This is a genomic window from Xenorhabdus bovienii, from assembly GCF_024721015.1.
In the GTDB taxonomy this organism is placed as follows: domain Bacteria; phylum Pseudomonadota; class Gammaproteobacteria; order Enterobacterales; family Enterobacteriaceae; genus Xenorhabdus; species Xenorhabdus bovienii.
On the sequence record NZ_JANAIF010000028.1, the window covers coordinates 18810 to 41639 of the forward strand.

Here is a 22830-nt window from a genome sequence, read left to right on the forward strand (position 1 = left end):
TTGTTACTGCCTTCGGCCTATGACCGGGGCATCTCCACTTCAATACGCTCAACACGCTGTAATCCACGTGGTAACGAGGTTCCCTTGCGCCCTCTCTCAGCCCGGAACTTCTGTAAGTCTTCTGGACGAAGCAGTAACTTACGCTTGCCAAAGTAGAGCGTGATTGAGGATTGTACTGGCAATACTAACAACCAGCTCAACATATCTTCCCCAGAAGCCGCCTGTGCTGCGGGAATGGAAACAATTTTATTGCCCTTGCCTTTCGAAAGCTGAGGAAGATCCGCCACAGGGAACATCAGCATACGACCCTCTTTGGTGATCGCCAGCAACATATCATCCTGCTCGTTGGTGATCTCCAGTGGCTGCATGACCTTAGCATTTTCTGGCAGGGTTATAAGCGCCTTACCCGCACGGTTTTTAGCTATAAGGTCACTGAATGTACAGATAAAACCATAACCCGCATCAGATGCCATCAAGAATTTCTGCTCTTCTTTAGCTATCAGAAGGTGCTCAATAGATGCTCCCGCCGGTAATGCCAATAATTTACCCGTCAGCGGTTCACCCTGCCCTCTGGCAGAGGGCAAATCCAACGGATCAACGGAATAACTGCGCCCTGTCGTATCGATAAAAACAACGGGCTGGTTGCTCTTACCACGTGCTGCACTACGGAAGCTGTCACCCGATTTGTAATTCAAACCAGCAGGATCGATTTCATGCCCCTTCGCACTGCGTACCCAGCCCATTTCTGACAGCACAACCGTAATCGGCTCTGAAGGCAGGATATCGTGATCACTCATCGCCTTCGCTTCAGAACGTTCTTTCAACGGCGAGCGACGATGATCTCCATAGTTCTCAGCATCAGCAATAATCTCTTTTTTCAGCAGAGTACTCAATTTACGCTCAGAACCGAGGATCGCCTGAAGTTTGTCACGCTCTTTTGCCAGTCCATCCTGCTCGCCACGAATTTTGACTTCTTCCAGCTTCGCCAAGTGGCGCAATTTCAGTTCCAGAATCGCTTCGGCTTGGGTTTCAGTTAGTTCAAAACGTTGCATTAACACTGGCTTCGGTTCATCTTCAGTGCGAATGATGTGGATCACTTCATCAATGCTGAGGTAGGCCGTCAGCAAACCTTCCAGAATGTGCAGGCGCTTAAGGACTTTTTCCAGCCGATAATTCAGGCGATTACGCACGGTCTCGCGGCGGAAAACCAACCATTCGCTGAGGATCTCAACCAGACCTTTAACGTTGGGACGGTTATCCAGTCCGATCATGTTGAGGTTAACGCGATAACTTTTTTCCAGATCGGTCGTCACAAACAGGTGGTTCATCACCTGCTCAACATCGACACGATTGTTTTTAGGCACAATCACCAGCCGGGTTGGATTTTCATGATCGGATTCATCACGCAGATCATCTACCATCGGCAGTTTCTTCGCCCGCATCTGGCTGGCGATCTGTTCCAGCACTTTCGCACCCGATACTTGGTGTGGCAGAGCCGTAATAACAACATTACTCTCTTCTTTTGACCACACCGCACGCATACGCACCGAGCCACGGCCATTTTTGTAGATCTTGCGGATATCTTCTTTTGACGTAATGATTTCTGCTTCTGTGGGATAATCCGGACCTTTGATGTATTCCATTACATCATCAAGCGAACAATTGGGATTATCCAACATAGCAACCAGCGCACTGACTACTTCGCGGACATTATGCGGCGGGATATCTGTCGCCATGCCGACAGCAATACCCGTCGTGCCGTTCAGCAGGATATTCGGCAGACGCGCAGGCAGCATTTTCGGCTCCTGCAACGTGCCATCAAAGTTTGGTGCCCAATCTACCGTGCCGTGACCAAGTTCACTCAGCAGCAATTCGGCATATTTGGACAAGCGAGATTCGGTATAACGCATCGCCGCGAAAGATTTCGGATCATCCGGTGCCCCCCAGTTACCCTGACCATCCACCAGCGGATAGCGGTAAGAGAAAGGCTGTGCCATCAATACCATCGCCTCATAACAGGCGCCATCACCATGTGGGTGGTATTTACCGAGCACGTCACCAACGGTACGGGCGGATTTTTTGAATTTGGCGCTGTTGTTCAGCCCCAGTTCCGACATCGCATACACAATACGGCGCTGAACAGGTTTTAAACCATCACCGATAAAAGGCAGCGCCCTGTCCATAATGACGTACATGGAGTAATTCAAATAGGCGTTTTCGGTGAACGTGTGCAGCGGCTGGCGCTCCACACCATCGTGAGTTATCTCACTCATGTATTAATTTCCTCAGAATCTGTGTTGACTACCTGTGCGCTCTATTCTGTGCGCTATACTTCAATATCGAAGGAACTTCCCCTCTCCTGTAGCCAATTGCGGCGATCTTCCGAGCGTTTTTTCGCCAGAAGCATATCCATGACTGAGAAGGTTTCCTGATAATTGTCATCGTCGATAGTCAATTGCACCAGACGGCGAGTATTGGGATCCAGTGTGGTTTCACGCAACTGTATTGGGTTCATTTCCCCCAATCCTTTGAAGCGCTGAACATTCGGCTTGCCACGTTTACGGCTTAAACGTTCCAGTATGGCGGCCTTTTCCCCTTCGTCCAGTGCATAATGCACTTCTTTGCCAAGATCGATGCGATACAGTGGCGGCATCGCCATATAGACATGCCCACGTTTCACTAGCGTAAGAAAGTGACGGACAAACAAAGCGCACAGCAGCGTTGCTATGTGCAAACCATCGGAATCCGCATCCGCCAATATGCAGACTTTGCCGTAACGCAATTGGCTGAGATCATCACTGTCTGGATCGATCCCAATAGCGACGGAGATATCATGCACTTCCTGCGAAGCCAGCACTTCATCTGAAGAGACTTCCCATGTGTTCAAGATTTTTCCGCGCAGTGGCATGATCGCCTGATATTCGCGATCACGGGCTTGCTTGGCAGAGCCGCCTGCTGAATCCCCTTCCACCAAAAATAGTTCGGTAAGTTTCAGATCCTGCGAGGTACAATCCGCCAGTTTGCCTGGCAGAGCGGGGCCATTGGTCAGCTTTTTGCGCACGACTTTTTTCGCCGCACGCATTCTGCGCTGTGCACTGGCAATCGCCATTTCAGCAAGTTGTTCCGCGTCTTGAATGTGCTGGTTCAGCCACAGGCTGAAGGCGTCTTTCACCACACCGGAAACAAAGGCCGCAGACTGACGTGAAGAGAGGCGTTCTTTGGTCTGGCCGGCAAATTGGGGATCTTGCATTTTAAGGGATAACACGTAAGCACAGCGATCCCAGATATCATCGGCAGAGAGTTTAACTCCGCGCGGCAGTATGTTGCGGAATTCGCAAAATTCACGCATGGCATCCAGCAAACCTTGGCGCAGGCCATTAACGTGAGTTCCGCCCTGTATGGTTGGGATCAGGTTGACGTAACTTTCGGCCAGCAATTCACCGCCTTCTGGTAGCCAAAGCAACGCCCAGTCAACCGCTTCGGTATCCCCGCGCAATACGCCCACGAATGGCGCCTGTGGCAATGTCACCAACCCATTGACGGCTTCCAGCAGATAATCAGTCAGACCATCGGCATAGCACCATTTTTGTTCTGTACCAGCGAGTTTATCTTTAAAGACAATCTCAACACCCGGACACAATACCGCCTTTGCTTTCAGCAAGTGGGTTAAACGCGATGCAGAAAAACGGGGGATATCGAAATAACTCTCATCCGGCCAAAAATGGACACTCGTCCCCGTATTACGTTTCCCACAACTGCCGATAACTTCCAGTTCCTGCACTTTATCGCCACTTTCAAAGGCAATCTGATGGACTTGGCTGTCACGGCGAACAGTCACTTCCACCCTTCTGGACAGGGCGTTGACCACAGAGATCCCGACACCATGCAGGCCACCGGAAAACTGATAGTTTTTATTGGAGAATTTTCCCCCTGCATGCAGGCGAGTGAGGATCAACTCAACAGCAGAAACTTTTTCTTCAGGATGGATATCAACCGGCATACCACGGCCATCATCTATCACTTCCAGAGACTGATCGCTGTGAAGGATCACTTCAATATGTTTCGCGTGACCCGCTAGAGCTTCGTCCACGCTGTTATCGATCACTTCCTGTGCCAGATGGTTCGGACGGGTTGTATCGGTGTACATTCCTGGGCGGCGACGAACTGGCTCCAGGCCACTGAGGACTTCAATGGCCTCTGCGTTGTAACTAGATTGAGTCATGTTGTAATTCTGTCGGTTGCTTCGTGATTAAAGGGCTAATCAGTACTGATATATACTGTTGATAATACCAGTCACTTATCTATTTTTGGCAATTTTTTTGTTATTGCCGCTGGTTAGCCCCAAGAAGTTGATGATTTGAGGGAAGTAATGTTCGAAACCAATAAAAGCATGATTCCCACCTGATTCGACCGTCTGTCTGCATTGCATCAGGTAAGCAATGGCCTGACGATAATCCAGCACTTCATCTCCTGTTTGCTGCAATAACCAGATAAGATCTGGCGATTCCAGCGGGTCAATGTGCATTACTTTGAGATCATAAATGTGGCTTTGCTGGAGAGTATACCGCTCTTCGGTATAGGGATTCACGTTTTCCCCAAGATAATTCTGAAGAAGGTCAAATGGGCGCACCGCAGGATTGACGACTACGGCAGGCAGGCCAAAGCATTGTGAAAGCCAGATGGCCAGATAACCGCCAAACGAAGAGCCTACCAGACCGATACTTTCGCCGGCGCGAGTCATTACCAAATCTTCCAGCAAACTGGCCGCGTCTTCAGGATAAGGAGGCAATTGCGGCACGAGCATATCGATTTCCGGGTGCTGCTGGTATAACCACATTTTCAGCGCATTTGCTTTCGCAGATTGTGGCGAACTGTTGAAACCATGTAAATAAAGTAACGTTGACATTAATACCCGTCCGAATCTAAATCCGGGCAAAATTCATTACTCTTCAGCCTGTGAACCTGCGTTTGCAGTCTCGCTTCCCGATTGCCAGCCACAGACAGTTCGAGATAACGCCATCCCGGAGCCACTGTATCAAGCATAAAATTAGTACAATGTGGCTTAAATTGCATACAGGTTGATGGCGTTGCCATAACACGGATGCTATTCCACATTTTATCCAGTTCCTGATGAATGTGCCCGCACAATATCGCTTTTACCTGTCGTTTATCCTTCAGGGATTCTGCCAGGGCCGGGGCATTGCGTAAACTATGCTGATCCAGCCATGTGCACCCCGATGGCACAGGATGGTGGTGAAGCATAACAATCGTATTGCGATCATTATGCTCATCCAGACATTTTTGCAACCATTCAAGCTGGTAATCCGTCAATTCACCATGAGGAACGCCCTGCACCTGACTGTCAAGCATCACCAGCTGCCAATGCTGCCCAATGAGTATCTGTTTGGAAGGTGAAATTCCTGCCGCCGCCAGCACATCGACCATTGCTGGCTGATAATCGTGATTACCGGGCAACCAAACACAGGGAACAGGCAGACGGGCAATACCTTCAGCAAAATTCTGGTAGGCGCCGATCGTCTGATCCTGAACCAAATCACCTGTAGCAACGATCAAGTCAATATCAATACTCTGCTCAAGGATCGCATCCAGTACGGCATGGTAACTGCGGTAAGTATTGATGCCCAGTAGCGCATCGCCTTTACTGGCGAAAAGGTGCGTATCAGTGATTTGCAGTATTCTGGCTGTGGCTCCCTCCGCCACAGGTACTTTAAGCAGGCTTTCCAAATGGTTTCCTTTTCCTGTCAGTCATAAGAATTATTCTAGCGCTTCTTTACAAAAAAGATCTGCTGACTGGGACACACTTCCCGTTTTCCAGCATAAATTAGGAATTATTTCCCTAACCATGCTGTCTTGAGTTTTTCATGGTGCAGAGCTAGCCATTGTATTGCAATAACCGAAGCAGCATTATCAATAATCCCTTCTTCCACCCACTGGTAGGCCTGCTCACGGCTGACAACCAGAACCCGAATGTCTTCATGTTCACCAGCCAGTCCATGTATTCCTGAAGCCGTGGCAGCATCAACTTCACCGACAAAAATCGCCATACGTTCTGTCGTTCCTCCCGGGCTGGAAAGGTAGCTCAGGGCAGGCTGACAGCGTTTGACTTCAAGACCGGCCTCTTCCATCGCTTCCCGGCGAACTACCTGTTCAACGTCTTCGCCTTCTTCAATCATGCCGGCAATCACTTCCAGCAACCAAGGTGTTTCACTGGTTTCAATTGCTGGAATGCGGATCTGTTCAATCAAAACCACTTCGTCACGTACCGGATCATAAGGCAGCAGAACAGCCGCATGGCCTCGTTCAAAAACTTCCCGCTTGATGTTATCGCTCCATCCTCCTCGAAACAGGCGGTGCCTGAATTGATACTCGGTCATTTTGAAAAAACCACGGTAGAGCGTTTTTCGGGAGATAATTTCAACATCCTGCGTCGTAAACGTGAGCGGTGAAACGAGATTTTCACTCATAAAGTCTCCTAATTATTTTTTTAATTGCCTATTATTAAAATGTATTTTTCCACATTGATCTAAATAAATTCGCTTTGATGATACAAACACGCCGAAAAATAAGGCAAGATGGCACAAACAGCCTCCCTAGCTTACTGGCATTCTCTGCTAAAATCAGTGGTATTGGTCTGTACACAGAGGCAAATTAAGCAAAATAGCTGCACAACAAGGAACGCAAATGAAAAAATTGCTCTCTCTTTTTATCGCTATGAATCTGGTAGGTTTCAGCACTTTAAGCCATGCAGAAGATCTATTACAAATTTACAAGCAGGCGAAAGAAACTAACCCCGAATTGCTTAAGGCACAGGCTGACCGCAATTCAATTGTTGAAAAAATTAATGAAGTCCGTAGCCCTTTGTTACCACAACTGGGGCTGAATGCAGGTGTTGACTACGGCAAAAGTTTTCGCAGTAAAGCAGACTCAGAAAGCTATGGTACAAATGCAAAACTACAACTGACGCAAACGATTTTCGACATGTCAAAATGGTATCAACTGAATCAGGCTGAAAAATCAGCAGGTATCGCTGATATCAGTTACCAAGTCGCCCAGCAAAAGTTAATTTTGGATACAGCCAAAGCTTATTTTGATGTCTTAAGTAAAATTGATGCGTTAACGTATACCGAAGCACAGAAGGCCTCGCTGTACCGCCAATTGGATCAATCAAGCCAACGCTTTAAGGTCGGTCTGGTTGCCATTACCGACGTCCAAAACGCTCAGGCCCAATACGATACCATTCTTGCGCTAGAAGTTTCAGATCGTAACAATCTGGAAAACTCGCTGGAAGGACTGCGCCTGATGACAGGAAGCTACTACCCACAACTGGCTTCATTGAATATTGTGCAATTCAAAACCAATCAACCTAATCCCGTTGATTCTGTGCTGAAAGAAGCCGAAACCCGCAACTTAAGCCTGTTGTCAGCACGTTTGACACAGGATCTAAAACGCGAATTTATCAAAGATGCGCGGACAGGCTACATGCCTACCGTTAATTTGACGGCAAGCACTGGGGTCACCAACAAACATGACCGTGGTGCCCAACGAAGTGATTCCTACGATGGCGGTAACAGCGTTGGTTTATCATTAAGCCTGCCACTTTATAGCGGTGGTCTCACCAATTCTCAGGTCGAACAGGCAAAATATAACTTTATCAGTGCCAGCCAGGACTTGGAGAATACCTATCGCAAGGTTATTCAGGATGTTCGCTCCTCCTCCAATAACCTTTCTGCTTCTATCAGCAGCATTACAGCCAATAAACAGGCAGTCGTTTCGACACAAAGTTCTCTGGATTCAATGGAAGCCGGTTATCAGGTAGGAACCCGCACCATTGTTGATGTTCTGGATGCCACAACCAAGCTGTATCAGGCCAAACAGAGCCTGTCCAAGGCGCGTTATGACTATCTGATTAATCAACTAGTGAATAAGCAAGCGCGTGGCACCTTAAATGAAGATGATCTGGTGGCACTCAATAATATTCTAGGCACAAAGATCTCAACGGATGCCAGCAATATTATTAAAGAGATGAAAACACCAACAACTCGCTGATTTAATGCTCTACCGTTCCTGATTAAAAAACGTTATATTAAAAACGCTATACTATAAAGAAAAGCAGCCCGCCAATTGTGTGGGCTATTTTTTAAGAATATCCCCAAGAGCCCGTCCCGTTGGGCGCCATTAATGGGATTAGCTCTTATTCAAATACCTCCAAGGTGGATGCCCCCTATGACAATGAAACGGACAAAAGAGATAAACCACGATACTTTCCGTAAAACGTGGCGAAATTATCGTTTGGCACCTGTGGCACTCGCTATCAGTGCGGTTTTCATGCTATCGGCCTGTGAACAGAACGATGAAACTGTATCACTCTATACAAATGCCGATGAGTGCTCCCAGGCAAATCCTTCTCAAAGTGAGCAATGCAAGACCGCTTACAACAATGCTCTGAAAGAAGCGGAAAAAACCGCACCGAAATATGCCTCACGCGAGGAGTGTGTTGCTGAGTTTGGTGAACAACAATGTACCCAGACCCCAGCTCAAGCTGGAGTTGGAACCCAGGCTCAGTCTCAGGCTCAAAGCAGCAGCGGGAGTTTTTGGATGCCATTGATGGCTGGCTACATGATGGGACGTTTGATGGGCGGTAGTTCTACACCATCACAACCGTTGTTTACGTCAAAATCCGCCTCCAGCCCAGCCAACGGCAAGTTTGTTGATGCTACCGGCAAGAGTTATGGCTCTGCCGCCGCAGGCGGTCGCACCATGACGGTACCAAAAACGGCGATGGCACCAAAACCAGCGACGACAACCACCGTTACCCGCGGCGGGTTCGGTGATTCCGTAGCGAAGCAGTCTACCATGCAGCGCTCATCTGCCAGTTCCACTTCCCGCTCTATGGGTGGTTAAGCAAAAATGAAACGCATTGGTATTACCGAGCGCCCGGACTGGCGCGAAAAAGCAGCAGAATATGGTTTTAACTTTCACACCATGCATGACCAGCCCTACTGGAGTGAAGAAGCATATTACCAATTCTCTCTGAGCCAGATTGAAGAAATTGAAGATGCTACGACAGAGCTGCACCAAATGTGTTTGCAGGTGGTGGAAAAGGTCGTCAATAGTGAAGAGCTACTGACTAAATTCCAGATCCCTAAACATTGCTGGGAGTTTATCCGTTCTTCATGGATAACCAGCCAGCCTTCGCTCTATTCCCGTTTGGATTTCGCCTATGATGGCAAAAACCCGCCCAAGCTGCTAGAAAACAACGCAGATACCCCAACTTCACTGTATGAATCTGCCTTCTTTCAGTGGATTTGGCTGGAAGATCAGCTCAACGCTGGAAATCTGCCTGCTAATGCAGATCAGTTCAATAGCCTGCAGGAAAAGCTGATTGAGCGTTTTGGGCAATTACGTGAAAAGCATGGGTTTGGCCTGCTCCATATGGCTTGCTGCCAAGATACTGAGGAAGACCGTGGCACCATTCAGTACTTGCAGGACTGCGCCTCAGAAGCGGGTATTCCGACGGAATTTCTGTTTATTGAAGACATCGGTCTGGGTGAAAAAGGGCAGTTTACCGACTTGCAAGATCAAGTGATCGGCAACCTGTTTAAACTGTATCCGTGGGAGTTTATGCTGCGTGAGATTTTCTCAACCAAACTGGCCGATGCTGGCGTCCGCTGGCTGGAACCTGCATGGAAGAGCATTATCTCCAACAAGGCGCTGCTGCCGATGCTGTGGAAAATGTTCCCGAATCATCCGAACTTGCTGCTGGCTTATTTTGCCGATGAACACTACCCAGAAATGGATAGCTATGTCATTAAGCCTTTATTCTCCCGTGAAGGTGCCAATATTCGCATTATCGAGCAAGGCAGGGAAATCGCCAGTGCCGATGGCCCTTATGGGAAAGAAGGCATGATCGTACAGCAATTCCATGCCCTGCCAAAATTTGGCGATAGCTATACGCTGGTCGGCAGCTGGCTGGTCGATGATCAATCTGCGGGTATTTGTATCCGTGAAGATCGTGAGCTGATTACGCAAGATCTTTCACGATTTTACCCGCATATTATTTTAGACTAAGTATTTTGGATTAAGTCAGTTGGCTGATTTGCAGTTATCCGACTTGAATCGACAACATACTCAAAGAGCCATCTTCAATACCCTCAACAGGGGTTGAAATCGGCTCTTTTTTGTCCCATGTTCCCATCACGTAAAACAGCGGCAGGAAATGTTCTGGCGTTGGGTTGGATAATTTGCCATCTTCCCTGTCCAATGCATGGAACAAGGGATGTGGTTCCTCAAGGCTAGTCAAGCTTTCGCGGACAAACTGCTCAAAAGACAACGACCAAGAATAAGGCTCGACTCCCAGTTTTTCGGCAGGCAAGTTATGCACGACATTACCGCTACCCATGATCAGAACACCTTCATCTCGCAGTACCGCTAATTTCTTGCCGAGCTCATAATGAAAAGAAGCTGGTTGGTTGCGATCCATACTCAACTGAATCACTGGAATATCTGCATCTGGATACATTTTTGCCAAGATACCCCAAGATCCGTGATCCAAACCCCAATGTTCAAAATCGGTTTCAACCTCAATGGGCTCAAGGATATCTTGTACCAACACCGCCAACTCAGGAAAACCTTTAGCCGGATACTGCATATCGTACAGTACCTGAGGAAAAGCGCCAAAATCATGGATAGTTCTTGGCTGAGTCATGGCTGTCACAACCGTTCCATCAGTGTACCAATGTGCGGAAATCACCAGAATGGCTCTCGGTCTGGGCAATTTTTTCCCTAGTTCAAACCAAGCACGTGAGTAGCGGTTATCTTCAAGGGCATTCATTGGACTACCATGACCAACGAATAAAGCGGGTATTCTCAGGAGACTCATTTTCGTCCCTCATACAACAAATTAAACATTCTGGATTACGTCGATTGTCAATAATGACAAAAATATTATGGCAAGATTACGACTTTTCTTCCTTGAATACAGCCAACCAAAAATAATGGAGTATTTCAAAAATACTGAAGGCCGCAGTGTGTGGACTGCGGCCTTTCAAGCGTACACGCAATATAACTGATATATTCAGTCCCGATACGTTTTCTATTCCGAACAGCTTTCTATTTCACCCAAGAAAACAATATGGCAGAAAACAATATGACCTAGCTGGCAGCCTTCGCCATCTGCTGGCGATAGTCTACTAAGTCTTCAATGGTAACGACTGGCATATCATGCTGTTCTGCAAATTCAATCACTTCAGAAGCACGAGCCATTGAGCCATCATCATTCGTCAGTTCACACAGCACACCTGCTGGCTTAAAACCTGCCAGTTTAACCAAATCAATGGTCGCTTCAGTATGACCACGACGGGTCAAAACCCCTCCCGGCTGTACCCGCAGGGGGAAAACATGCCCTGGTCGACTCAGATCATTTGGCTGCGCACCCTCTGCAATGGCGGCGTGAATAGTGGTAATGCGATCCGCCGCAGAAACTCCCGTTGTCACCCCTTGTGCGGCTTCAATGGTGACGGTAAAAGCGGTCTGATACTGACTGGAGTTATTTTCCACCATCATGGGCAATTGCAGTTGTTGACGACGTTCTTCGGTCAGGCAAAGGCACACAATTCCGCTGCCATGACGGATGGTCAATGCCATTTGTTCTACGGTCATCGTTTCGGCAGCGAAAATCATGTCACCTTCATTTTCACGATTTTCGTCATCCAGTACCATCACTCCGCGGCCTGCGCGTAAAGCAGCGACTGCACGTTCAACACGTTGAAATGGTGTTCCATATGAGGAAAGTAGCGTCTGATTCATGGTAAAAAAACCTCTTAAAATTTATGGGTTACCAGAATCAGGGCAATTTTGAGGAGTTGATGCTGCAAAAAAATACGGCAACAAAACAACAGGCGAGCGCAAGCACTCGATTGATGCTGTTATTCTCTCCCATCCGGACTATCACCGTCGGCTCCAGAATCACACTGGATCTGCTGACCTCTGTTTTATCCATCGTTGTTCTGAAACATCTGCGAACAACAAAAAAGATAACTGCAAACAGAGCGCTCGCGGGCTTAATGAAATCACCAGAAAGTCCTTTCACTTTACCGCCGGTAGGGACTTTCACCCTGCCCTGAGATAAACATTTGCACTATAGCTCTAATAATTCGCAGGGGCAATCAACAAAATCAATTATGAAACCTGGCTCGCAATCATTTATGCTTTCGCTATCAGATATTAAAATAGCGACAACACCGTTATGTCACAAAAGGATGCTTATCATGCTCGATCCAAAGAAAATTGAACAAATTGCCCGCCAAATCCACAATTCTATGCCGAAAGGCGTAAAAGAATTTGGTGATGATGTAGAAAAAAAATTGCGTACTGTTTTGCAATCCCAACTGAGCAAGTTAGATCTCGTCAACCGTGAAGAGTTTGATACCCAGACTCAAGTTTTACTGCGTACCCGTGAAAAACTGGCCGCAATGGAACAACGTCTGGACGAACTGGAGGCCCGTATCGAAAACCCGCAGGCAGGAATTGAAAAGAAAACTGAACAGGCGGAATAATGCGTGAGGAGAATTGCCGCTGTACACAATTCTCCCTCATAAATTAGACAATGCCGTTTATGTCCCGCAAGAAACATAACGGCATAATGATGCGGTAAGAGGCGGCAAACTTACTGGTTTTTGATAGCTTTGATGATATTGCTGGTCGAGATACCATCCTCAAAATTCAATACCATGACTTCCCCATCAGCTGCCCAGACTTCCTGACTGCCCGCGATCTCTTCTGGCGTATAATCACCGCCTTTGACCAAGATATCCGGCAGAACGCCTGCAATTAAGCGCTGTGGTGTATCTTCTTCGAATGCCACGACCCAATCCACCGATTCCAGTGCGGACAACACGATCATGCGCTGATCCAACGGGTTCACGGGTCGGGTTTCCCCTTTCAGCCGTTTGGTAGAAGCATCACTGTTAACGGCAACGATCAAGCGATCGCCCAGTTTGCGAGCGTTGGACAGGTAAGAAACATGCCCTGCATGCAGGATATCGAAACAGCCATTGGTCATGACGATTCGCTCACCGCGCTGACGCGCCTGTGTCACCACGTTTTTCAATTGTGCTTCGCTCATCACACCAAACCCGGTTTCTGCTCGGCCACGCACTGCATTTTCCAATTCCACTGGCGAAACAGTGGAGGTTCCCAGTTTGCCGACAACAACACCTGCCGCCGCATTAGCAAGATAACAGGCTTCATTCAATGGTTTTCCTGCGGCCAGCGCCGCTGCCAATACGCCAATCACAGTATCACCCGCCCCGGTCACATCAAAGACTTCCTGTGCCTGAGTTGGCAGATGCAAAGGTGGCTGCCCTACTCGCAGTAAACTCATTCCTCGTTCAGAACGGGTAATAAGCAGAGCTTTCAATTCCAGATCCTGAACCAGTTTTGTGCCTTTCTCCACCAGCTCGTCATCGCCCTTACAGTGTCCCACAACCGCTTCAAATTCTGACATATTCGGTGTGAGCAACGTTGCGCCACGATAGCGCTCAAAATCACTGCCTTTTGGATCGATCAGTACAGGCACATGGGCTTCATTAGCCAGTTTGATCATTGTCTGAATCTGACTCAGTGCGCCCTTGGCATAATCTGAAAGCACCAACGCCCCGACATGAGGCAGGGATTGCTGGATCTTTTCCAGCATTGGCTGGGCATCCACATTTTGGAAGCCTTCTTCAAAATCCAGCCGGATTAATTGCTGGTTACGCGATAAAACACGCAGTTTCGTGATAGTTGGATGCGTAGGGACAGCGACGAAATTACACTGGACTTTCACACTACTGAGTTTTTCATTCAATGCCCGCGCAGCATCGTCAATGCCCGTCAGACCGATCAGATGTGAATGTGCCCCCAGCGACGCAATATTCATAGCGACGTTAGCCGCTCCGCCGGGGCGCTCTTCGATAGTCTCCACCTTAACCACGGGAACCGGTGCTTCCGGTGAAATGCGGCTGGTTGGGCCGTACCAATAGCGGTCTAACATCACATCGCCAACAACCAAAACACCTGCGCGGTGAAAATCAGGGAGTATTACTTTCATCCCATGCTCCAAATATCAAAATAAACTGTTGCGGATATTACCATAACCTTACTGAATGCCAGCAAGATCCAGCAGGAAAAGCTCAGTTCCCCTCACATTATCAACGAGCCAATCAGCGACCGAGCCATTTCTGCCAGCTATCACGCACCAATATTTGCTGCTGGCTGAAGCTTTCGGCAGGAACACGACTGGGTAAGGCCTGCAAGGCAAGGTGATGCAGTTCATCACGCATGGTGATATAAGCCTGCGTCAGCGCCATCGCTTCCTGTTCATCCATAATGTTATAGTTCGCCATCGATTCGAAAATGCGTACATTATCAGACCAACGGGTCAGCTTTGCGTTTTCCGGTGCATAGCGCAGTACTTGATACTGGGCGATGAATTCAATGTCCGTGATCCCACCCGGATCAGCCTTGATATCAAACTGGTCATGTTGGTGGCTACCTAAATGACGATGCATTTTCTCGCGCATTTCACGCACTTGCTGACACAAAAGATCCGGATCGCGAGACCTGCATAGGGTTTCACGGCGAATACGTTCAAAATCACCCCGCATTTTCTCATCACCAAACACCATTCTCGCCCGAATTAATGCCTGATGTTCCCATGTCCACGCCTCATGTTTCTGATAATCATCGAAAACATCGAGGGTACTGACCAACATGCCCGATTCACCGGATGGACGCAAACGGGCATCAACATCATACAGCACTCCCGAAGCCGTCCGGGTACTGAACAAATGAATAATGCGTTGAGCAAGGCGCAAATAAAATTGACGGGCATCAATGGCGCGTTCTCCATCAGTCACTACGTCCATAGGGCAATCCAGTAAAAACACCAGATCCAGATCAGAACCATAACCCAGTTCCCATCCTCCCAACTTGCCATAGCCGATGATGGCAAAACCTAGTCCTGGCTGCTGGGACAAGTGCGCTGGTGCACCATAACGTTTTACCATCTGGTTCCACGCCTGCTGTACCACAGTCCCGATAATCGCTTCCGCCAGATAAGTCAGGTGATCGCTGACTTTCATCACAGGCAGTACACCCGCAATGTCTTCTGCGGCAATCCGCAATAACTGCGCTTGCTTGAATTGCCGCAACGCTTCCAGCAACTGCTCCTCATCATCTTCAGGAATGCGCAGTAAATATTGATACAATTCATCCCGATAGGCTTCAAGTGGCAACGGTTCATACAACGATTTAGGATCGAGCAGTTCATCCAGCAATAAAGGATGGAGAGTAAGCTGGCTGGCAATCATCGGGGAAGCAGCACACAGACGGATAACGTGAGTCATCACCTGTTCTGATTCCAGCATCAACTCCAAATAAGTCGTCCGGCTGACGATACTGAGCAGCAAAGGAACCATTCGTTCCAACACCGTATTGGTATCTTCCCTCATCCCAATTTTTGCCAGCAGACGAGGCATCAACCGATCGAGAACATCACGCCCCCGTGGACCAATAGTGCGCTTACTGACATCGTGACGAAACAGGGCAATTACATCGAGCATTTTCTGAGCACCCGCCTCATCAAGATGAGGAACAAGCGTCATCAATTCACCTCTGTTCAAAGCCTCCTGCCATACACTCTTAAACGGCACATGACTGGCTTCTTCGACATTTTCGTCAGTTTCATCACCGATCAGTTGCCTGAAGATGCTTCGAACAGCATGCATTCTGTGCTCTGTTTCCGCCAACAACCCATCCCAATCTACAAAACCCATGCCCCAAGACAAGCGGGCGCGATCCAGCGTACTTTCCGGCAAAGTCTGTGTTTGTTGATCACGAATAGATTGCAGCAAGTTTTCCAACCGACGTAAAAACAGATAACTTTCTTCAAGCTCCCTCACCTGTTCCGGTGTTAACAATGCCAATACTTCAATGGCTTTCAATGTCAGCAGCAATGAACGGGATTGCAGGCTCGGCTCCCGCCCTCCCCGGATCAGCTGAAATACCTGTGTGATAAATTCGATTTCGCGGATCCCACCTGCGCCCAGTTTAATGTTGTCTTTTAAACCTCGACGGCGCACTTCCCGCTCAATCATGCCCTTCATATTACGCAAAGACTGAATCACGCTGAAATCGATATAACGGCGAAAAATAAACGGCCTCAACATCTGGCGCAGTTCCTGGCAATACACCTGCTCGTCGTACCCCAAGATCCGCGCTTTCACCAAAGCGTAACGCTCCCAGTCACGTCCTTGCTCCTGATAATAATCCTCCAGTGCCGAAAAACTGAACACCAGTGGCCCGCTATCACCAAACGGCCGCAATCTCATGTCTACACGATAAACAAATCCGTCCACCGTTTGTTGATCCAGCACTTTGATGAGTTTCTGCCCCAGCCGAGTAAAAAACTGGCAATTATCCATTTCGCGCCGTCCACCTTGTGTCACACCATTTTCGGGATAGGCAAAAATCAGATCGATATCGGAGGAAAAATTGAGTTCCCCGCCGCCCAATTTCCCCATACCAAGGATTAACAACGGCTGTGCTACGCCTTCATGATTGGTTGGAGTTCCCCAATCCTGACAGCAACGCAGATACAACCTATCGCGGGCTGCCACAATCAAAACTTCGGCCAACATACTCAGTTGTTGCAATATCTGTTCTGTCGTACTGCCTTGTAGCGCCTGCAACCACGCAATTCTAACCAGCATCCGGTGACGGAACAGACGCAGAATTCGCATCAGGGAATTTTCATCACTTGCCACAGACAGCGCCTGATTTAACCAATCAGGATAGTGTTGCCCTTCCTCCGGTTGAGGAGGATTCTGACGAATTTCATCAAGCCATGTCAGATGTAACAGCAGATTTTCCGCCACAAAGTCACTCAGAGACAACACCGCCTGTTCATGTGGCGCAAAGGATTTTATTGTTCCCAATGATTGTTGGAAATTAGCAACGACATGCTGTAATTGGTGAGCCAAAGGCACTGAAAGTGGCAACATAGCAGGGTTTCCGTTCGTTATCGTGTCGTTATTATTGCGATTATTTTATAGAGACTGGTTTTATCGTGCTTGAGCCATCAACCACTGAGTTAACGCCAGCTTACATTGCAGCCATGATGCGCTGTAACACAATGTTTCTGCATCTGCATTCACTGCTGATAAAGCCCCTTTTAATGCAGGCAATGAGTCAAATACAGGAAAAGCTTCCGCCTGTTGTTCTATAAGCTGCTCTACCCACACCAAAACCTGCTCTAATCCTGTTTTTCCTTCAGGTATACCTGCCAGCCATCCTTCTTCCTGCTCCTGCCACTGAGCTAAAATTTCAGGCAGAAGAACAGATAATGGCTGTTGCCATCCCAACGTTTCGGAAACCTGCGATAAATCGGTCTGAGTCAAACCATACGCAAGGGCATATCCCCGCGCCGCTTTGCTCTTATTCGCCAACCGCAGCCCCTCCTGCAATGCCAGTTTATCTGCCAATAACAGAATATCTGCCACATTCCCCTTTTTCAGTTCCAATTCAAACTCACAAATAGCGGCCGTTCGATGACCAGAACGAATGACACCTTGATCCAAGGCGACTTCAATTTCACTCTGTCCGTGGTCCAAGATCCACTTTTCACGGGTAAAATCCGTGCTGAACAACGCGGTCAGTTGATCTTGTAATTGTGTAATATTAGTATTTTCAGGCCAGATATGGGTAGGAAACTGAGCCAAATCCAGTTCAGGATGATGAAGTGGCACATTGAATTCAGGTCGCTGGTGTAATCCACCCAACACTTTGCCGGCTGTTTTGATGGTCATTTCATAGTGCCCATCAAAACCACGGATACGCAGCCCCATATCCCAGCGACGCAATTGATTATCTGGCGTCTCAAAGTAAATATTAGTCAGGTGTTGTGGTGAAAAATAATGGTGGGGAAACTGAAACAATTGCTGGCGAACTGCCGGTATAGCATCGGGCTTGACAGACAATTTTAACTCTACCTCTACAGAACGCATATGTTTATCTCTCAATTTATACTGCGGGTTCCGCAGGAGAACACGCTTCTCCCTGCGAGTAACTTCTTTTGGGGAATGTTGGGGTAAAGAGAAAAAATAAACCACAATAGGGGGTTATCTCAACAATGATTATGCTCACTTCGCAAAAAAAACACGAACAAGGTCTGTATTCGGTCAGTTAAGAGAGTTCTCATTCTGGTTTACTGATTGCACCTGCAAACTTAACTCTTTACTATCCGTTTAAGTAGTTTGATCACAATAGTCCCATACACAAAGAAAAGAACAGTTGAGCACAGAATGCAAAAACTACATCGATTATTTATCCTGTTCCTGGGTTTTACTCTACCGTTATCCGTACATGCTGAAGAAAAACGTTATGTTTCTGATGAGTTATCAGCTTACATTCGTAGCGGCCCAAGCAATCAACACCGTATCATGGGTTCGCTGAATTCAGGTGAAGAAGTCACCTTGCTGAGTAATAATTCAGAAAATGGTTACTCACAAGTCAAGGATAGCAAAGGGCGTATAAGCTGGATCTTAACCAATGAACTGAGCACTATTCCCAGCCTGCATGAACGCATTCCTGCTATGGAACAAGAGATCAAAACTCTGACGAGTAAGCTGGCTAATATTGATAATGACTGGAAACAACGTACCGCAGATATGCAAAACAAAGTGTCTGCCAGCGATAAAATTATTAATGATCTAAAAAAAGAAAATGCCAAGATCCAGAACAAACTGACTGTAGCTGAAAAAAAGGTAGATATGGCCAATTTACAGCTAGATGATAAACAAAGAGAAATTATCTTACAGTGGTTCATCTATGGTGGCGCAGTCGCAGGTATCGGCCTCATTCTGGGTCTTGTACTGCCACATATTATTCCACGCCGCAAACGCAAAGATCGCTGGATGAGCTAATTTAAGGGAGTAAAAGTGAAAGTTTATTTGGTTGGCGGTGCTGTTCGCAATCAACTCTTGGGTCTGCCCGTTACAGAAAGAGATTGGGTGATAGTCGGAGGCAGGCCTGAAGAGCTTTTATCTCAAGGGTATCAACAGGTCGGGAAGGATTTCCCCGTTTTCCTGCATCCAAAAACCCATGAGGAGTACGCGCTAGCACGCACAGAAAGAAAATCCGGTCAGGGGTATACCGGTTTTACCTGTTATGCCGCTCCCGACGTGACTTTAGAAGAAGATCTGCTGCGTCGAGATTTGACGATTAACGCCATTGCACAAACTGCCGAAGGCGAGTTGATCGATCCTTATCATGGTGCTGATGATCTCAAGCATCGCATTTTGCGCCATGTCTCTGGCGCATTTTCAGAAGATCCATTGCGTGTACTGCGTCTGGCTCGTTTTGCCGCTTACTTTGCTCACCTGAGTTTCTCAATTGCGCCGGAAACTCAGTCACTCATCACAAAAATGGTGAAGAGTGGCGAGTTGTCATCCCTGACGCCCGAACGGGTCTGGCGGGAAACCGAAAAGGCACTTACGTCACCCTCACCGCAAATCTACTTTCAGGTTTTACGTGATTGTGGTGCGCTGGCGATTCTTTTCCCAGAGATCGATCGCCTGTTTGGTGTAGCCCCCATTTCCTCATGGGAGAAAGCCCCACTTCAAATGGATGCAGGCATTCATGCATTGAAGGCCTTACACATGGCCACTCAATTGAGCCAAGAAATCGATATTCGTTTCGCCTCATTGTGCGCGCACACCGAAGCCATGCAGGTTAAGCAGATGTGCGAACGACTGCGCATTCCCAATGCAGCACGCGATCTTGCTGTCATTGTGGCGCAGTACCACAATTGGGTACACACTGCCGAGCAGTTGCCTCCAGAAACCCTGCTGGCATTGTTTAATGCCGTGGACGCATGGCGCAAGCCCCAACGAATTGAGCAGTTGATTCTTTGTAGCCAAGCTGACGCCCGTGCATATGCCGAACTGGAAGCATCCCGCTATCCGCAGGGGCGTTATTTGCGTGACGCCTTTACCACTGTCAGTCAGGTGAATGTCCAAGACGTAATTGCTCGTGGGTTCCAGGGCGCTGAGATCCGTACCGAATTAGATAGGCAACGCCAGCTCGCCATCACCAAATGGAAACAACACTCTACTGGTTAATGCCTGATGCTTGATCATTTCCGGTAATTGGTAAAAGCGCCCTAAATAACCTATCAATTTGAGGCGCTTTTTTTAATGCAGTAGCTGATCAAATCAGCCATTTACACTAAACCATTTAAACTACGTTCAATCACCACACCAACACTTTTTGCCTGAGCAACAGCGCCCGGTTTACTGACTTTGATTTTTACCCAGGGCGAATGAAATTGATTCAGTAAAATATCCGCCACCTCTTCTGCCACCCGCTCAACCAAGGCAAAACGCTGGCTTTCCACATAGTGGACCACCGCTTCGCTGACTTTGGCATAGTCCAGACAGTGTTCGACATTATCGCTGGAAGACGCACGTTTGTTGTCCCATCCCATTTCGATATCGAACACCAGTTTCTGTTTAATTGTCTGTTCCCAGTCATAAACACCAATTGTAGTAATGACCGCTAATTCTTCTATAAATACGATATCCATCACGACCTTTTCCCCGTTTTTCGGTTCACCGGATACCACTTCCGGTCAAATGTGCGTATTATCCATTGTTAGAGTTAAGAAAACGACCCTTATTCATTGGAGATATCTTATGAGTGCTATCGCACTTGGCATGATCATCTTCGCGTACCTATGTGGCTCCATATCCAGCGCGATATTGATCTGCCGTTTGGCAGGACTACCCGATCCCCGCCAGAATGGTTCCGGTAACCCGGGGGCAACAAATGTACTGCGCATCGGTGGCAAAGGTGCTGCACTGGCAGTGCTTATCTGCGATGTCCTGAAAGGAATGATTCCGGTTTGGCTGGCGTACAAACTCAATATTCAACCCACCTATTTGGGCATTATCGCCATTACCGCCTGTTTAGGCCACATTTACCCCGTGTTCTTCCGCTTCAAAGGCGGTAAAGGCGTTGCGACTGCGTTTGGGGCGATTGCCGCCATTGGTTGGGATCTTATGGGATTAATTGCTGGTACATGGCTACTGACCGTGCTGTTAAGCGGTTACTCATCATTGGGTGCCATTGTCAGTGCGTTGATCGCTCCTTTCTACGTTTGGTGGTTTAAACCTGAATTAACCTTTCCCGTCGCGATGCTTTCCTGTCTGATACTTCTGCGCCATCACGATAATATTCAGCGCCTTTGGCGTGGGCAGGAAAGCCGTATTTGGCAGAAGCTGAAAAAGAAACAGGAAATGACGGATAAAGAAAAAATCCAAGCTGTTAAAGAGCAGGAACAGCAAGACGAGTAATAACAGATAGCCCCCGCAAGGGGCTGCCTACCTTTTCCATTAAAGCGACTCTGAAAGCACCGCCCTGCATCTGGTGCTTATTCAACCACCGTAGCAATCCTTATTCAGAAAGAAAATTATCTGCCAGATTTATTCAAAACAACCTCTTTTATTAATAAGAAACAATATTTTTTAATAATATAAAAACATTTAATTATACTTAATTAGTGGATATGATTACATTTATTATTTTTATATTAAATAAAAATGGCGGATATCAATATTTTTTAATAACTCTATCAAAAATAATCATAAATAAATTTAAACACAATGAATTAAAAATAATATTCCTTAGTTACCATTTAATAAGATTTAGAATAAACAATTCTTCAAATAAATTAAATAACGACCTCATAAGTTAATAATAGTTACAATGTTTGTCATAAGGATATCAATAATGCTTACAGAAATGACCACTGTCTATCGTAAATCTATTGCACTGTTTACTTTTGTTGACAGTAAAGCCCCGACATATTTAAGCACTCAAGATGGCAAAACCGCAGAACAACTTGCTAAACTATGTCATGTTTCCGTCGATAGATTTCACCGACTACTCAATTATATGCGGTCACTTGGTGTATTACTGGAAAAAGACGATAAATTTTATCTTACCGAACAGTGCTCATCACTAAGCGATCCGAATAGCCTTGAGACATTGCATATAAAATTTGAATTAGATTCAATTAATTGGAATTCTTGGACAAAATATAGTACTTCCTTAAACGAAGAAAATAATAAATCGGCTTTTGAAATTAATTATAATGAAACGTTTTTTGATTATTTGGGTCATGAACAGAATAAAATCCTTAAAGATAACTTCGATAACTTAATGTCAAAAGTAACCAATATAATGAATGAAGATATTATTAAGCACATTCCACTGCATAATATTTCATCAGTCATTGATGTCGGTGGCGGACACGGCGCTTTAGCAAAAAGAATAAAAGAAAGTTATCCCAATATCAGATGTGCTGTCATGGATCAGTATGATTTTATCAAACAAGAATCAGAGGGAATTACCTTTATTAATGGTGATTTCTTCTCCGCTATCCCTTCAGGATATGATGCTTATTGCATGAAAAATGTTTTACATAATTGGCCAGATGAGCGCGTCACTGACATTCTAAAAAATTGTCATCAAGCCATGCACAAAGATTCGACTCTATATGTTATCGATATGATTAAAGAACACAGTAATGCAGAAGCAGAATCCTTTGATTTATACATGGATGTTCTTCTGTTAGGTAAAGAACGGTATCAATTCGAATTAGAAGCGCTGGTAAAACAGGCCGGACTCACCATCACTAACATATACAAAATAGGCGGTTCCAAAACAGGAGGGCCACAATATGTTATTGAAATTAAAAAATAAATAACC

Annotated in this window: 19 protein-coding genes and 1 riboswitch; of the genes, 8 read left to right on the forward strand and 11 right to left on the reverse strand. The window is 46.8% G+C overall.

Going from position 1 to position 22830, the window contains the following annotated elements; genetic code table 11:
- Positions 1 to 17 precede the first annotated feature (17 nt).
- From parC to nudF, 5 genes are all read right to left on the reverse strand, one after another.
- The gene (parC, locus tag NXS07_RS09525; protein ID WP_038221756.1) at positions 18 to 2273 is read right to left on the reverse strand and encodes a DNA topoisomerase IV subunit A; all 2256 of its coding nucleotides are present in this window, start codon (positions 2271 to 2273) and stop codon (positions 18 to 20) included.
- A gap of 53 nt (positions 2274 to 2326) precedes the next feature.
- On the reverse strand, positions 2327 to 4222 hold the full coding sequence (gene parE, locus NXS07_RS09530) for a DNA topoisomerase IV subunit B (RefSeq protein WP_038196631.1): 1896 nt from the start codon (positions 4220 to 4222) through the stop codon (positions 2327 to 2329).
- Between the two features lie 75 nt (positions 4223 to 4297).
- Positions 4298 to 4906, reverse strand: a complete 609-nt coding sequence (gene yqiA, locus NXS07_RS09535; RefSeq protein ID WP_038209287.1) for an esterase YqiA — start codon at positions 4904 to 4906, stop codon at positions 4298 to 4300.
- Positions 4906 to 5745, reverse strand: a complete 840-nt coding sequence (gene cpdA, locus NXS07_RS09540; RefSeq protein WP_038209289.1) for a 3',5'-cyclic-AMP phosphodiesterase — start codon at positions 5743 to 5745, stop codon at positions 4906 to 4908. Before cpdA ends, yqiA begins: the two co-directional genes overlap by 1 nt.
- Before the next feature lie 104 nt (positions 5746 to 5849).
- On the reverse strand, positions 5850 to 6485 hold the full coding sequence (gene nudF, locus NXS07_RS09545; protein ID WP_038186319.1) for an ADP-ribose diphosphatase: 636 nt from the start codon (positions 6483 to 6485) through the stop codon (positions 5850 to 5852).
- A 217-nt stretch (positions 6486 to 6702) separates the two neighbouring features.
- On the opposite strand from nudF, the gene tolC reads away from it, so the two are divergent.
- The 3 genes from tolC (at position 6703) to NXS07_RS09560 (ending at position 10089) form a co-directional block, all read left to right on the forward strand.
- Positions 6703 to 8067, forward strand: a complete 1365-nt coding sequence (gene tolC / locus NXS07_RS09550) for an outer membrane channel protein TolC (RefSeq protein WP_038221751.1) — start codon at positions 6703 to 6705, stop codon at positions 8065 to 8067.
- A 183-nt stretch (positions 8068 to 8250) separates the two neighbouring features.
- Complete coding sequence (locus NXS07_RS09555) at positions 8251 to 8922, forward strand: DUF1190 family protein (RefSeq protein WP_196244117.1); 672 nt, start codon at positions 8251 to 8253, stop codon at positions 8920 to 8922.
- Positions 8923 to 8928: 6 nt separating this feature from the next.
- On the forward strand, positions 8929 to 10089 hold the full coding sequence (locus NXS07_RS09560; RefSeq protein ID WP_038221747.1) for a glutathionylspermidine synthase family protein: 1161 nt from the start codon (positions 8929 to 8931) through the stop codon (positions 10087 to 10089).
- 34 nt (positions 10090 to 10123) lie between these two features.
- On the opposite strand, the gene ygiD is transcribed toward NXS07_RS09560, so the two are convergent.
- The gene (gene ygiD / locus NXS07_RS09565; RefSeq protein ID WP_258086648.1) at positions 10124 to 10900 is read right to left on the reverse strand and encodes a 4,5-DOPA-extradiol-dioxygenase; all 777 of its coding nucleotides are present in this window, start codon (positions 10898 to 10900) and stop codon (positions 10124 to 10126) included.
- A 272-nt stretch (positions 10901 to 11172) separates the two neighbouring features.
- Positions 11173 to 11826, reverse strand: coding sequence for a 3,4-dihydroxy-2-butanone-4-phosphate synthase (gene ribB, locus NXS07_RS09570; protein ID WP_258086649.1), 654 nt, complete (start codon positions 11824 to 11826; stop codon positions 11173 to 11175).
- Positions 11827 to 11943: 117 nt separating this feature from the next.
- Positions 11944 to 12151: riboswitch (FMN riboswitch) on the reverse strand.
- A 136-nt stretch (positions 12152 to 12287) separates the two neighbouring features.
- Between ribB and ubiK the strand changes: the two genes are divergently transcribed.
- Positions 12288 to 12575 carry a ubiquinone biosynthesis accessory factor UbiK gene (gene ubiK / locus NXS07_RS09575; protein WP_038221742.1) on the forward strand — a complete coding sequence of 96 codons (288 nt, stop codon included), beginning with the start codon at positions 12288 to 12290 and terminating at the stop codon, positions 12573 to 12575.
- A 110-nt stretch (positions 12576 to 12685) separates the two neighbouring features.
- Here the strand turns inward: ubiK and hldE are convergent, their stop codons facing one another.
- The 3 genes from hldE to NXS07_RS09590 all read right to left on the reverse strand — a co-directional run bounded on the left by hldE (position 12686) and on the right by NXS07_RS09590 (position 18065).
- Positions 12686 to 14110 carry a bifunctional D-glycero-beta-D-manno-heptose-7-phosphate kinase/D-glycero-beta-D-manno-heptose 1-phosphate adenylyltransferase HldE gene (gene hldE, locus NXS07_RS09580; protein WP_038221740.1) on the reverse strand — a complete coding sequence of 475 codons (1425 nt, stop codon included), beginning with the start codon at positions 14108 to 14110 and terminating at the stop codon, positions 12686 to 12688.
- A gap of 112 nt (positions 14111 to 14222) precedes the next feature.
- Positions 14223 to 17063, reverse strand: a complete 2841-nt coding sequence (glnE, locus tag NXS07_RS09585) for a bifunctional [glutamate--ammonia ligase]-adenylyl-L-tyrosine phosphorylase/[glutamate--ammonia-ligase] adenylyltransferase (RefSeq protein ID WP_258086650.1) — start codon at positions 17061 to 17063, stop codon at positions 14223 to 14225.
- Between the two features lie 60 nt (positions 17064 to 17123).
- Positions 17124 to 18065, reverse strand: a complete 942-nt coding sequence (locus NXS07_RS09590) for a CYTH domain-containing protein (protein ID WP_258086651.1) — start codon at positions 18063 to 18065, stop codon at positions 17124 to 17126.
- Between the two features lie 297 nt (positions 18066 to 18362).
- On the opposite strand from NXS07_RS09590, the gene NXS07_RS09595 reads away from it, so the two are divergent.
- Both NXS07_RS09595 and NXS07_RS09600 read left to right on the forward strand, forming a co-directional pair.
- Positions 18363 to 18983 (forward strand): TIGR04211 family SH3 domain-containing protein, encoded by a 621-nt coding sequence (locus tag NXS07_RS09595; protein WP_038217286.1) that lies wholly within the window; start codon positions 18363 to 18365, stop codon positions 18981 to 18983.
- Positions 18984 to 18998: 15 nt separating this feature from the next.
- Positions 18999 to 20180 carry a multifunctional CCA addition/repair protein gene (locus NXS07_RS09600; protein ID WP_038221730.1) on the forward strand — a complete coding sequence of 394 codons (1182 nt, stop codon included), beginning with the start codon at positions 18999 to 19001 and terminating at the stop codon, positions 20178 to 20180.
- A gap of 101 nt (positions 20181 to 20281) precedes the next feature.
- Here NXS07_RS09600 and folB read toward each other — a convergent pair whose 3' ends face one another.
- Complete coding sequence (gene folB / locus NXS07_RS09605) at positions 20282 to 20644, reverse strand: bifunctional dihydroneopterin aldolase/7,8-dihydroneopterin epimerase (RefSeq protein WP_038196652.1); 363 nt, start codon at positions 20642 to 20644, stop codon at positions 20282 to 20284.
- 109 nt (positions 20645 to 20753) lie between these two features.
- Here folB and plsY point away from each other — a divergent pair, with 109 nt between their 5' ends.
- Together plsY and NXS07_RS09615 are read left to right on the forward strand one after the other, a co-directional pair.
- Positions 20754 to 21413, forward strand: coding sequence for a glycerol-3-phosphate 1-O-acyltransferase PlsY (plsY, locus tag NXS07_RS09610; protein ID WP_038221728.1), 660 nt, complete (start codon positions 20754 to 20756; stop codon positions 21411 to 21413).
- 436 nt (positions 21414 to 21849) lie between these two features.
- Complete coding sequence (locus NXS07_RS09615) at positions 21850 to 22824, forward strand: methyltransferase (RefSeq protein WP_038221726.1); 975 nt, start codon at positions 21850 to 21852, stop codon at positions 22822 to 22824.
- Positions 22825 to 22830: the final 6 nt, after the last annotated feature.